At 43.3% G+C, this 12,886-nt stretch carries 8 protein-coding genes and 1 CRISPR repeat array; of the genes, 3 read left to right on the forward strand and 5 right to left on the reverse strand.

Annotated features, from left to right (window positions below; all coding sequences use genetic code 11):
• Positions 1-11: 11 nt before the first annotated feature.
• The 3 genes from ACQFX9_RS15425 to ACQFX9_RS15435 all read right to left on the reverse strand — a co-directional run bounded on the left by ACQFX9_RS15425 (position 12) and on the right by ACQFX9_RS15435 (position 6,925).
• Positions 12-1,913: an ABC transporter permease subunit gene (locus ACQFX9_RS15425; RefSeq protein ID WP_427156802.1), complete on the reverse strand. Its 1,902-nt coding sequence runs from the start codon at positions 1,911-1,913 to the stop codon at positions 12-14.
• 24 nt (positions 1,914-1,937) lie between these two features.
• On the reverse strand, positions 1,938-2,888 hold the full coding sequence (locus ACQFX9_RS15430) for an ABC transporter ATP-binding protein (protein ID WP_427156803.1): 951 nt from the start codon (positions 2,886-2,888) through the stop codon (positions 1,938-1,940).
• Between the two features lie 203 nt (positions 2,889-3,091).
• A CRISPR array of direct repeats spans positions 3,092-4,093; the repeat unit is 37 nt; unit sequence GTTTCAGTCCCCTTGCGGGGAAAAGGTTGATGGAAAC.
• Positions 4,094-4,471: 378 nt separating this feature from the next.
• The gene (locus ACQFX9_RS15435; protein WP_427156804.1) at positions 4,472-6,925 is read right to left on the reverse strand and encodes an ATP-dependent Clp protease ATP-binding subunit; all 2,454 of its coding nucleotides are present in this window, start codon (positions 6,923-6,925) and stop codon (positions 4,472-4,474) included.
• Positions 6,926-7,157: 232 nt separating this feature from the next.
• Between ACQFX9_RS15435 and ACQFX9_RS15440 the strand changes: the two genes are divergently transcribed.
• The gene (locus tag ACQFX9_RS15440; protein WP_103135836.1) at positions 7,158-7,454 is read left to right on the forward strand and encodes a DUF3288 family protein; all 297 of its coding nucleotides are present in this window, start codon (positions 7,158-7,160) and stop codon (positions 7,452-7,454) included.
• Positions 7,455-7,548: 94 nt separating this feature from the next.
• Here ACQFX9_RS15440 and ACQFX9_RS15445 read toward each other — a convergent pair whose 3' ends face one another.
• Positions 7,549-8,934 (reverse strand): MlaD family protein, encoded by a 1,386-nt coding sequence (locus ACQFX9_RS15445; protein ID WP_427156805.1) that lies wholly within the window; start codon positions 8,932-8,934, stop codon positions 7,549-7,551.
• 16 nt (positions 8,935-8,950) lie between these two features.
• Positions 8,951-9,733, reverse strand: a complete 783-nt coding sequence (locus ACQFX9_RS15450; protein WP_427156806.1) for an ABC transporter ATP-binding protein — start codon at positions 9,731-9,733, stop codon at positions 8,951-8,953.
• Positions 9,734-9,909: 176 nt separating this feature from the next.
• Here ACQFX9_RS15450 and ACQFX9_RS15455 point away from each other — a divergent pair, with 176 nt between their 5' ends.
• Together ACQFX9_RS15455 and ACQFX9_RS15460 are read left to right on the forward strand one after the other, a co-directional pair.
• Entirely contained in the window at positions 9,910-11,412 is a 1,503-nt protein-coding gene (locus ACQFX9_RS15455) for a phytoene desaturase family protein (RefSeq protein WP_427162901.1), read from the forward strand.
• A gap of 215 nt (positions 11,413-11,627) precedes the next feature.
• Entirely contained in the window at positions 11,628-12,749 is a 1,122-nt protein-coding gene (locus ACQFX9_RS15460) for a GUN4 domain-containing protein (protein WP_427156808.1), read from the forward strand.
• Positions 12,750-12,886 lie beyond the last annotated feature (137 nt).

A 12,886-nucleotide genomic window follows, 5' to 3' on the forward strand; every position in this document is an offset into this window, starting at 1 on the left:
ACTAGATATATTTATCGTCCAGCTAATAAAGCTTTACTAGCAGATTCACCCGCTAGTTTGATTTGCTTGTTGAGGTTAAAATTCAACAAGCCTAAAACCGTAAACTCAGCTAGAAGTGACATAAAAACAGTAATAGTTGCAGAGTCTTTTACCCCGGCCCAAGGAAAAGTCGAAAATAGCCACACTAAAGGATAATTTTCAGGATAAATGCCGCATAATCCTAGAATCGCCGGTGGGAGAAACATGACTAAAGCCATAGTGCCAACTGCCCAGATACCCCGTTGAGGATTTTTTAGCATCAACATAGTTTGCAATATGGCGGCATAAATCATTGCCATGCTGACCAATAAGGCTACACTTAAAACCGCTTTCATTCTCCCAATGTCGTTCATCCAATTAATAGTATTACTATGTCTGAAATTTAATGCAGGTGCAATGATTATCCAAATCACTACAGGTGTCATAACAATTAAAAGGTTAATAGCAATTGCTATCAAAGATGGGCTTTTCTCTCCCCAAATTGCATCTTTTAACCAAGAACTGCGCCAAAATTTTTGCTGATTAGAAACTTCATGGTAACTATAGCGTGACCAGTCTTGAATTTGTTGGCGATGGGGTGACAAAATAATCATCATGGCAAACACCAACGCCATATTAAACAATACAATAAAAACCAAGTTTTCGCTGATTTGAAGATTCACATCATAGTGGCAATTGCTTCCATAATAAGGATAACAGGAGTTATTTACAGACTGGAGAGTAAATCCCCAAAAGATGAACTGAAAACAACCTACAAAAAAGTAGCTTTGACCTTTACTTAAAACGGCCGTTTCAGGATTGCGAAATCGACGCTGTAATGCTTGCCAAGCCCAGTAGATACCAACACCGTAGTTAAATAAATGTAACGCCAATAAACCTACAAGACTTTTACCTAACGGTAAGTAGAAAAATTGTAATTCATCTAGGGATTGATCCCTATAATTGCGGAATAGATTACCAAATAGATAACCCATCATGTCAAATGGGCTTAATATTCTCAACCATGTGGCTGTATTGACGCTATCAGAGCTATAAGAAGCTAAGTTAATAGTTGTAAACAAGAATAATAAAACTGCGCCACTAGCTAACCAAGGTTGAAATCCACTAAACCAACGACTAATTAAGCCAAATAAGAGGGCATAACTATAAAAGAAAGCGCAACAACCAACAAGCAAAATATCAAAACTGAGGATGTGGCTCAAGGCGATTTTGGCAGATAAGCCGGAAAGCAAATGTAAAGGTAAGGCTGCAAATACTATCAGATAAATGACAATCGGCACTCCTAACATTTTGCCTATTAAAATGCTCATTTCTGATTGGGGAGTCAGACGCAAAAAATTCAGTGTTCCGCGTCGTTCTTCTTGCGCCAAATTATTAATGATCAGATATGTACCAGCTACTAACAAAATAAACACAAACACCACACTTAAGGTGAGAAAAATATATTCCCAATGATCCCGCCACCAAAGAGTGAAATTGATTTGAGCAGTAGGACAGTACGTCTCATAGAGATTTCTATTAATATTGGTCTGTTCTGTTTGGAAACTGGCTAACTGGGTTTTTAGTGCTTGTAACTGGACTTTATCAAAGTTGGGTTGACCGCTATATGTATTAATCTGTTGTTGGACTTGAGGAATTAATTGAGACAGTATATTGAGACGTTCGCGATAACCTGGAGCTAAATTGCAGTATGTCCCGGACATAGAATATTTTGCCCCAGGATAATCAACAAATTGATAGAGAAAAGTTCCTAGTTGCCCTAGTAGTGATAAGCCAACGGCAATCACTATATTAAATACCTTGAGCCGACCTTTAAGTTCTCGGAATAACTGTGGATTCCAGTTACCTATTTTATCTATGAAATTCAGCATCATTGGTGGTATCTCCCAAGTTAATGATTAAGATGCTTGTTTGTGTCCCAGCTTTAAAAATATGGTTTCTAAATCTTCTTGAACACAGTGAAAATCAGTAAGAGGAATCCCCGATGTAATTAGCGATCGCAATAATTCGGCGCAGTCTTCCTGAGTACCATTAAAATTAACTTTTAAGCCATTTTTACCTGGTAATTTCTCCCACTCTTCTACATGGGGATGATGTTTGACTACACTTAACAGTGCCTCTAAATCACCCAAAGTTGATAAAACTATTTGTTGGCGAGATAACCTTTGGTAAAGATGTTGGAGGGAGGCACTTTCTACTAGAAAGCCTAATTCCATAATGCCTACAGAAGTACACAACTCTGCTAAGTCACTCAAAACATGGGAAGATATTAAAATCGTCATTCCCGCTTCTTGGAGTGCCTTAATAATTTCTCGGAATTGCATTCTGGCTATCGGGTCAAGTCCCGAAACAGGCTCATCTAATAACAGTACAATTGGCTCATGGATAATAGTCCGTGCTAAACTCAAACGCTGCTTCATCCCCCGTGACAGGGTAGAAATCAGACTGTTGCGTTTATTACCCAGTTGGATGAGTTCTAAAACTTCGTGTAGGCGTTGAGTGCGGCGTGGTTCTCGCAACCGATATAAACGCGCAAAATAATCTAAGTAATCCCAAACCGTTAAGTCTTCATACAGGGGATAATCATCGGGAAGGTAGCCAAGACGACGTTTGAGAGTAGGGTTACTCTTGTCACGACGCAGGCGATCGCCGTTAATATAAATCTCACCCGTAGTTGGTTCTTCTGCTGCTGCCAACATTCGGATGAGAGTAGTTTTACCTGCGCCATTGGGGCCTATCAGTCCGTATACTTCACCTGCTTGGATTTCTAACTCAACGTCATTAACGGCTACGTGCCGTTCAAATTGCTTAGTTAAACCACTAGTGCGAATTGCTAATTCTTTTGTCATAGCTGCTGGGGTGCGGCTGTTGTTTAAACACTAACCTAACCTCTTTCTACAGCTTTCGGTAGTCTCGTTTCGGAAACTGTAACCAAAATCACGTACATCTTTAGCTGGAGGTTGTGGTTTTGCCACATTCCGTAGAGCGAAAAGTCCTTCTGAATTGCGTTAGCGTCTCGGAGAGAAGGTATGGGTGCAAAATATGATGAGCCGTTTCAGTCCCCTTGCGGGGAAAAGGTTGATGGAAACCCAACCAGCAAACAGGTAGAGCTACTGCACGAGTATCGTTTCAGTCCCCTTGCGGGGAAAAGGTTGATGGAAACTTAACTCAAGTTAGACATAGAAGGCAATATTTTATTCCTATGTTTCAGTCCCCTTGCGGGGAAAAGGTTGATGGAAACTTTGGCTGCATCTTTTGGGGTGATTCCGTTTGATTCTAAAGTTTCAGTCCCCTTGCGGGGAAAAGGTTGATGGAAACATATTCGTTAATGCACCAACGGCGCGGGCTTCTTTGTTTCAGTCCCCTTGCGGGGAAAAGGTTGATGGAAACAGGCGGACACAGGCGAATTATCCCCGGTAGCTTTATGTTTCAGTCCCCTTGCGGGGAAAAGGTTGATGGAAACATAACGGCTAGGACTTCAGACAGAAATCACACGGGATGGTTTCAGTCCCCTTGCGGGGAAAAGGTTGATGGAAACGCTTCGTTCATTCCCTGAGCTTGTTCAACTGCTTTTTGTTTCAGTCCCCTTGCGGGGAAAAGGTTGATGGAAACTTTGACCGGAAGAGGCATCTAACCACGCAGTGGTGTGTTTCAGTCCCCTTGCGGGGAAAAGGTTGATGGAAACAAACATCCTTGATGCTTGGAAATCTGGTGAGACGACATTGTTTCAGTCCCCTTGCGGGGAAAAGGTTGATGGAAACTCTGGTGGAGACTCTACACTTTCTAATAAATTAGATGTTTCAGTCCCCTTGCGGGGAAAAGGTTGATGGAAACTTGAGTGTGATACCTGTGGGGTGGAGGAATACTTGTTTCAGTCCCCTTGCGGGGAAAAGGTTGATGGAAACTGTAATAAATAGTTTATATGGAAATAAATTATAGAGATGTTTCAGTCCCCTTGCGGGGAAAAGGTTGATGGAAACAATCAAAATGACTTGAAAGCATTAAGGACACTAGGGAGTTTCAGTCCCCTTGCGGGGAAAAGGTTGATGGAAACTGCTCGGTACTGAAACTGATATAGAGCAAGCTTCCTGGGAAGCATTTTGACGAATCGCAAAATCAGGTCTATTTCAGCCCACCTTATTGCAACTTATTCGCAACTTTCCAAATAATTGAAACGCTGTAATTATTATATTGTCAAGGTTCTGGCGATTTTGACGAATCCCCCAGGGTTTTCGCCCTCGATTCGACTCGTCAATCATCAAGCTTATTACATCATCATAAGATGAGTATTTGCTATTGTCGAGTGTTGTCTTTAATTCAGTCTACAACACCGTTTTTTGTTCTATCACATTACACCACTCCAGTAGATCAAAAACCTCTGGTAGCAGAGTACCAAAGGTTTTTATGGAATGCTATTTTGCTGATTTAGATTTTAACCAGCATTTGCTAACAGTAATTCGCGTTTTTCTGAGTCGCGTACCTTAACTTGACCATCATCATCGACATCCACAACGGCGGTACAGCCTTCAATGATTTCACCAGCTAGCATGGCTTCAGCCAGGGAATCTTCCAACAGGCGCATGATGGCGCGACGTAATGGTCTAGCACCGTAGCTGGGGTCATAACCTTCCCTGATTACTAGGTCTTTGAACCTTTCGGTAACTTCTAAGGTGATACCTTTTTCTGTCAGGCGGCTAGCTACATCACGCAGCATAATTTCAGCAATTTGCTTGACTTCATCCTTAGATAGTTGAGTGAAGACGATAATTTCATCCACCCGGTTGAGAAACTCAGGACGGAAGTAATTTTTCAGTTCTTCGTTGACTAGGTTACGGATGCGGTGGTAACTAGCGTCTGGTTGGTTGTCGAATTCAAAGCCTAAACCGCCGCCACCTTTTTCAATTACCTTAGAACCGATATTAGAGGTCAAGATAATTAAGGTGTTCTTGAAGTCTACCTTACGACCTTTTGCGTCAGTCAGGTGTCCGTCATCAAGAATTTGCAGCAGCATATTGAACACATCGGGGTGCGCTTTTTCGATTTCGTCGAACAGCAGCACGGTGTAAGGTCTGCGGCGCACAGCTTCGGTGAGTTGTCCGCCTTCGTCGTAACCGACGTAACCTGGAGGTGAACCGATGAGTTTAGATACTGTATGGCTTTCCATGTATTCGGACATATCTAACCGAATCATGGCATCTTCGGCACCGAAGAAGTAAGTTGCTAAGGCTTTAGCTAGTTCGGTTTTACCCACGCCGGTAGGGCCGGAGAAGATAAAGCTAGCAATGGGACGGTTGGGATTTTTTAACCCGACTCTGGCGCGACGAATGGCGCGAGACACGGCTGTGACTGCTTGTTCTTGACCGATAAGCCGCTTGTGTAGGGTGTCTTCTAAGTGCAGGAGTAATTCTGACTCAGATTCGGTAAGTTTGTTGACGGGGACACCAGTCCAAGAGGCGACGATTTGGGCGATGTCTTCTTCATCTACGACGATGGGGTGAATCGCTTGTTCAGTGGAAGCGGCTTGAATTTCTGCTTCTAGGGCGATTTCTTGGTCGCGCAGTTCCCCGGCTTTATCGAAGTTTTGCAGTCTGACGGCTTCGTTTTTCGCTTTGGCGACTTCCCGAAGTTTCCGCTTGAGTTCTTTATCGTTGGAAATTTGGGAGTTTCTCAGACGTACCCGTGAGCCTGCTTCATCAATTAAGTCTATGGCTTTGTCGGGTAAAAAGCGATCGCTAATATAACGATCTGATAACTCAGCCGCCGCCATCAACGCTTCATCAGAAATCTGGACTCTGTGGTGTTGTTCGTAAACTGACCGCAAACCGTAGAGGATTTCAATGGTTTCAGATACAGAGGGTTCACCGACTAAAATCGGTTGAAAACGCCGTTCTAAGGCGGCATCGCGTTCAATATGTTGGCGATACTCATCTAAGGTAGTAGCACCAATACATTGCAGTTCACCCCGTGCTAAGGCTGGTTTGAGGATGTTGGCTGCATCTAAACCGCCTTCAGTTCCCCCTGCACCGACTAGGGTATGAATTTCATCAATAACTAAGATGACATTTCCGGCTGTGCGGACTTCATCGACAATTTTTTTGATGCGTTCTTCAAAGTCTCCGCGAAAACGAGTCCCCGCCACCAATAACCCCATATCGAGGCTAATGACTTGCTTACCTTCCAAGACTTCGGGGACATCTTGATTAATGATACGCTGTGCCAAACCTTCGGCGATCGCTGTTTTACCTACCCCTGGTTCACCGATTAACACAGGGTTATTCTTGGTGCGGCGACCGAGAATTTGAATAGCGCGTTCAATTTCTTTTTGACGACCCACTACAGGGTCAAGCTTACCTTCTTGAGCGAGTTTGGTGAGGTTTCTGCCAAATTCCTCTGTGGTGAGGGTTTGGTTGCGTCTGGGGCTACCAGCACCACTACTACCCACCGCCACTGGATCTTCACCTAAACGCCGAATCACAGCAGTCCGAACATTTCTGAGGTCAACACCCAGATTTTGCAACACTTTGGCGGCGACACCTTCACCTGATTCAGTTAAACCTAAGAGTAAGTGTTCTGTGTTGATGTAATTATGTCCGAGACCGTGAGCTTCTCTAAATGATTGCTCAAATAGACTTTTGACTTTAGGAGTAAAGGGAATTTCTGGTGGAACGAAACCAGTACCCCTACCAATAATTTTTTCGACTTCTCGACGTGCGTCTTTGAGAGTCACACCCAACTCATTCAGCACTTTGGCAGCAACCCCAGTTCCTTCTCCCATCAAACCCAGGAGAATTTGTTCAGTTCCTACGAAGTTGTGTCCCAGGCGACGTGCTTCCTCCTGAGCGAGCATAATCACTTTGATGGCTTCGGAAGTGAAGTGTTCAAACATAGCGGGTTCTTGCTCCCTTGCTGCTTGGACTTTGGGCGATCTAAAAATTTCACCCTTATCTAAACTTTTTTGTATTTTCTTAAAGATAATGTATCTTTATCTCTAATGGGGTGACAGTGGTGAGAGCCGTATGCACTCAGGGGTGGTAGCCGTCATCTCTAATTATCGTGCTACGGGCAGGTTTTAGTTTTAGACTCGGTAATGAGATTCCAATTTTACCACAGTATCAACTATGACCGAACAGCACGGAAGTAAAGACCAACAGCACCCACTTTACAACCGCGATCGCCCTCTTATTGATATTCTACTAAGTCAAACCGCCACAGACTACAATTTAGCTGAATTAGCCCGTCTCAGAATCCGTTATCAAGGCTTCCCAGGCGCGAGGGACATACAAAGCGACCTAGATAAAGTTTTGCAACAATGGGGCTTAACTGAGGCTGAATTATTCGAGAAAACCCGACAATTGCATGATATCGGCGGTATTTACAAAAGTCGCGGCAAACGAGAAGAACAGGATTGGAATTAGATATGGGGCATAGGGAATGGGGAATGGGGAAAAATCTCCCTTGTCTCCCTTGTCTCCCTTGTCTACCAATTCCCAATGCCCAATGCCCAATGCCCTATTCCCCACTCCGATATTGCCGTAATTTCTGCAAAAGCTTCTCCTGAGATGATGCAGGACTAGGGGGGTTAACCGTACTTTCAATTTTGCTGGATGTGGAATTATTGGTGGGTTTTTCTGGTTGGTTGGAGGTTAACGCTAATGGGGATTTACTGGCGGCGGTTTGCATTGATTCTAAAGTTACAGCAACATTGACTTGCTCTTGCATTTGGTCTGTGGACGAAACTAGGGTACTCAAACCGTTGACTAATTGCCGTAAGTTATCGCGAAACTTGGGATCTCCGGTTAATTCGTCTAAATCTGAGGTGATTTTTTGGGTATTTTCAAATGTCACCCTGGCTGAATCTAAGGTTTGTTGCAATAGCAGGGCATTTTTAGGATCATTTAAGGACTGGGTAGCATCTTTTAAATTAGCGGATGCTTGGGCGGCGTTGGCTGAGAGTGTTTCTAAATTTTTCAGTAACTCCCCGTCGGATAACCGCGTAATAGCAGGGGAAAGGCTACTCACTGTTAACCGCAGTTGATTGCTGGTTTCGGTGATGTTATTCAATGCACTCACTAATGTAGAACGGTTAGAGGTAACTAGTTCATCTAATTGAGTGAGTAACTTATTCGCTTGAGTTGCAGTTGTGCTGAACTGACTAGCAGTGTTACCTAGTTGGTCTACAGTCTTGGTGGTGGAGACGGTGAGTTTATTGGTGGCTTGTTGGATAGAATTGGCAGTGGCAGCAAATGTACCGATTTGTCCTTGAAAGCTTCTGCTTAACCTCCCGACATCTCGACTCAATGAGGAGACGCTAGTAGCGGCTTCTGCTGATGTTTCTAGTAATCTATTTACCCGTTGATAAAATTCAGGATTATTATAAGTGGTTGCTAATTGCGTGCTACTACGGATGAGTTCATCTAGACTGATACCAATTTGACCCTTGAGTCGAGAACCATTACAGACAATCAGAGTGCGATCGCAATTTTTATCCAGAGGTTTAGCGATTTTGTCTTGAGTTGGTAGTGAAGATTTGGGCGTGATATCAACAATACTTTCGCTAATTAAGCCGCTTTGGTTAGCTTCAACTAACACATCACGGGGAATAATTAAATCAGCTTGGGCAATTTCAATTTCTACTTCTACAGCATTTGGCTTTGGTTCAATGCGAGCAATATTCCCGACTTTTACACCCCGATAACGTACAGGCGAGCCTTTTTGCATACCGCCAGCATTGGCAAATTCTACAATAGCTTTGTAGGAACTACGAGAGGCTGTGACTCTGTTGAGCCAGAGAACAATCACAAAAAATGCTCCTAGTCCTAGTAAAACCAATAATCCGACTGAGCCTTCCCTTAACGTCCGGCGAGATGCAAAACGAGTGGTGATAGAATCGCGCATATTATTCTTTGCCCAACTAACCAACAACCTGAATTGGCCCTTGTACACTCCCACTCATAAATTGATGAATTAATGGATGGTCTGTGTTATTTAGTTCACTAACTGAACCTTGCCACTGCACTTTACCTTGATAAAGGAACACTAGTTTATCAGCAGTACGCCGTATTGTACTATCTTGATGTGTCACGATCGCATAGGTACTACAAACACCTTGAGTAGTTTGTAATCCCCGAATTAAATCTTCTATCACCGTAGAAGCAATGGGATCAAGTCCGGCTGTCGGTTCATCGTAAAGTAAAACCTCCGCGCCTTCTTCGGGATTATCAGGGTTAGCCATAATCGCACGCGCAAAACTCACCCGTTTTCGCATCCCTCCAGATAATTCTGAGGGGTACATATGACCTATCCCTGGTAAACCCACCATTTCCAGTTTTTCCTTGACTAATTCTTGAATGCGCGATCGCGATAACTTAGAGTTTTGATACAGTAAAAACCCCACATTCTCTTCCACAGTCAACGAATCAAATAAAGCCGCCTGCTGAAATACCATACCGATACCCACAGGGTCATGACCATCTTCAATTAACCCCTCTCTTTTTACTCCTTGCACGTAAACTTCCCCCTCGTCAGGAGTAATTAAACCAGCAATTACCCGTAAGATAGTCGATTTACCAGTTCCCGAAGGGCCGATAATCCCTAAAGCCTCCCCCCGATAAATCGTCAAATCTACATTATCTAAAACCCGATTGTTCCCAAAGGATTTAGAAACGCCTTTTAGTTCAATTAGTGGTTCAGTCATTAGTCAATAGTCATTAGTCAATAGTCATTAGTCAATAGTCATTAGTGATTGGGCATAGGGCATAGGGCATTAAGAATTATTTAGATATATAATCTCCCTTGTCCCCCTTGTCTACCTTGTCTACCTTGTCCCCAATCCCCAGTCCCCAATCCCCAATCCCCAGTCCCCAGTCCCCAATCCCCAATCCCCAATCCCCCATCATCATTATCGGTAGCGGTATCGGCGGTTTATGCGCTGCGGGTTTGTTGGCGCGTTATGGTAAGCAGGTGATTGTATGTGAAAGTCATACAATGGCGGGTGGTGCTGCTCATAGTTTTAGACGACGCGGGTTTGAATTTGATTCTGGCCCCTCCTTTTATTGCGGTTTAACTGGTAAAGACAGTTTAAATCCCATCAAACAGGTGCTTGATGCTTTAGGTGAATCCATCCAAGTTATACCCTATGATCCTTTAGGTCACTACCACTTCCCCGAAGCCAGTCTTGCAGTCTACAGCAATCCTGCACAATATCATCAAGAGCTACACAAAATTACACCCCAAGGTGCCAAGGAATTCCAAAAATTTGAGCAACGCCTTTTAGGACTCTATGAGGCAATGAAAGGTATACCTACATTGGCATTACGCTCAGATTGGCAAGTTATTTTATTATTATTACAACGTTATTTGCCATCCTTGGCGAAAATGTTACCTTACTTATCCCTGGTGCAGTCTTCTGTGGGCAATGTTATGGATGCTACAGTCAAAGACCCCTGGGTGCGGCGACTGATTGATTTGGAGTGTTTCTTACTTTCTGGCTTAAAAGCCCACGGCACAATTGCCCCCGAAGTAGCATTTATGTTGGGTGAACGTTCCCGTGGGGTTGAGTATCCTGTGGGGGGGAGTGCTGCAATTGTTGATGCTTTGGTACGGGGGTTGGAAAAATGGGGTGGGAAGTTACGTTTAGGGTGTCACGTTGAGCAAATTTTAGTAGAGTTTGGCAAAGTTACGGGTGTGCGCTTACGCAATGGTGAAGTTTTGTCAGCCGCAATTGTGATTTCTAATGCTACCCTTTGGGATACATATAATAATTTACTATGTCCTGAAGATTTGCCTGCGGCTTATCGTGACAGTGCTTTAAAAACTCCAACCGTTGAGAGTTTTATGCACTTACATTTAGGTATCCGCGCTGATGGGTTAGATAATTTAACTGGACATCATGTGGTAGTCCATGATTCTAGTCAAGATATCACCACCCCAGGTAATACTTGCATGATTTCGATTCCGAGTGTGTGGGATAAAAATTTAGCCCCAGAGGGACATCATGTGGTTCATGCTTACACCCTTGAACCCTACGTGGGCTGGGAACGCAATGATGAGTATGAAGTGAAGAAACGAGAAAAGGCGCAAAGTTTATACCGTGCCTTAGAACGTATTATCCCTGATATTCGCGAACGTGTAGTATTAGAACTCATCGGTACACCATTAACTCATGCTCATTATTTACGAAGATATCAGGGAACTTATGGCCCGGCGATCGCAGCAGGTAACGGGTTATTTCCTAGCACACACACGCCTATCCAGGGTTTGTATCGTGTGGGTGATAGCACTCTACCAGGAATCGGTGTGCCGGCTGTGGCTGCTTCTGGGATTTTGTGTGCAAATAGTTTAGTAAATTTGGGGCAGATGACGGAGTTATTGTAATAGTCAACACAATTCGCAATTCGCAATTCGCAATTCGCAATTAATGCCCCCGGATTTATCCGTGGGCTTGAACCAAGCAAAGTTTAAAATTTATTCCATAAATGAATTTAGGGGCTTGTACCATCAAGGAATAATTGGTCAGCTGTTCGGGGAAATCAGGCAAAAATACTATAATTTGCTTAAACCTATGATTTATCCTACTTTTAAAAGTAAAAATGACAGAGTTATCGCTCAAGGTATTCTGTTCCTACTCCCACAAAGACGAACATTTACGTGAAGAATTAGATAAACACTTAAGCCCCTTTATACATAGTGGTCTGATTTCTACTTGGAGCGATCGCAAAATATTACCTGGAGAGGTATGGGATGATGAAATTAAGCACAATCTCAAGACAGCCGATATTATTCTTTTACTTATCAGTGCTGACTTTCTAGCTTCTAAATACTGCTGGGAAGTAGAAGTTAACACAGCCATAGAACGTCATAAGGCAAAAGAAGCTTGTGTAATTCCCATTATTCTGCGGAGTGTGTATTGGAAATACCCGCCATTAAGTCTGGCTCAAATTCAAGCTTTGCCTAAGAATGCTACACCTGTGATGTCTAGTTCTTGGCATAATCAAGATGAAGCATTTACGAATGTGGTAGAAGGAATTTGGAATTCTGTTGAAAAACTCAAGCGGAATAGAGAAGAACGCCAACGCGAACAAGAAACTGAAAGACTGCGACAGCAGGAAGCCGTAAGTTTACAAATACAACGAGAACAAGAAGAAGCTGAAAGACTGCGACAGCAACAGGAAACTGAGAGACTAAAACGACCAAAAGAAGAAGCTCAAAGGAGGTCACAGGAAACTGATGATCTGAGTTCTGATAAAGGTGTAGACTATAGGCATTTGCGCGACTTACTCAAAGCTAGAAAGTGGAAAGAAGCAGATCAAGAAACTTTGCAAGTGATGCTAAAAGTTGCTGGTAGAGAAAAAGAAGGCTGGCTTGATACTGATTCAATTGCAAAATTTCCCTGCACTGATTTACGTACTATTGACCAACTGTGGGTTAGGTACAGTCATGGTCGCTTTGGGTTTAGTGTACAGAAAAAAATCTGGCTGGAAGTAGGAGGAAAGTGGAATGCTTTCTACAGTCGTGTGGGATGGCAGGTATCTACAAAATGGTTTTTAGGGGGATGGGTAAAAGAGGAGGGTATAAAATACGACTTCAATTCGCCAGAAGGGCATCTCCCTTATCTACCTGAAGGGAAAGGGATGGTGATGTGGGTTACATGGGATGTCGTGTGTGGGATGGTCTCTTCTCTCGCGTCGAGACTTGTGAAGTGTAACATATAAGGCTTACACAAAATTGTAACGATTTACAAATAGGTCATTTCCTACTAAGTCTTGCGGGTTCTAAGTTTCCGTTACCCGACACTGCCTCTTCTGCCCTGGGTTTTCTTGTAGTATGCTACCAACAACCTCTGGGTTAT

It is taken from the genome of Aliinostoc sp. HNIBRCY26 (genome assembly GCF_050235535.1).
Taxonomy (GTDB): Bacteria; Cyanobacteriota; Cyanobacteriia; order Cyanobacteriales; family Nostocaceae; genus Trichormus.

Excerpts from the sequence above, each read along its gene's own strand:
- ACQFX9_RS15425 (WP_427156802.1), bottom strand. The coding sequence starts at position 1,913 with ATGATGCTGAATTTCATAGATAAAATAGGTAACTGGAATCCACAGTTA.
- ACQFX9_RS15430 (WP_427156803.1), bottom strand. The coding sequence starts at position 2,888 with ATGACAAAAGAATTAGCAATTCGCACTAGTGGTTTAACTAAGCAATTT.
- ACQFX9_RS15435 (WP_427156804.1), bottom strand. The coding sequence starts at position 6,925 with ATGTTTGAACACTTCACTTCCGAAGCCATCAAAGTGATTATGCTCGCT.
- ACQFX9_RS15440 (WP_103135836.1), top strand. The coding sequence starts at position 7,158 with ATGACCGAACAGCACGGAAGTAAAGACCAACAGCACCCACTTTACAAC.
- ACQFX9_RS15445 (WP_427156805.1), bottom strand. The coding sequence starts at position 8,934 with ATGCGCGATTCTATCACCACTCGTTTTGCATCTCGCCGGACGTTAAGG.
- ACQFX9_RS15450 (WP_427156806.1), bottom strand. The coding sequence starts at position 9,733 with ATGACTGAACCACTAATTGAACTAAAAGGCGTTTCTAAATCCTTTGGG.
- ACQFX9_RS15460 (WP_427156808.1), top strand. The coding sequence starts at position 11,628 with ATGACAGAGTTATCGCTCAAGGTATTCTGTTCCTACTCCCACAAAGAC.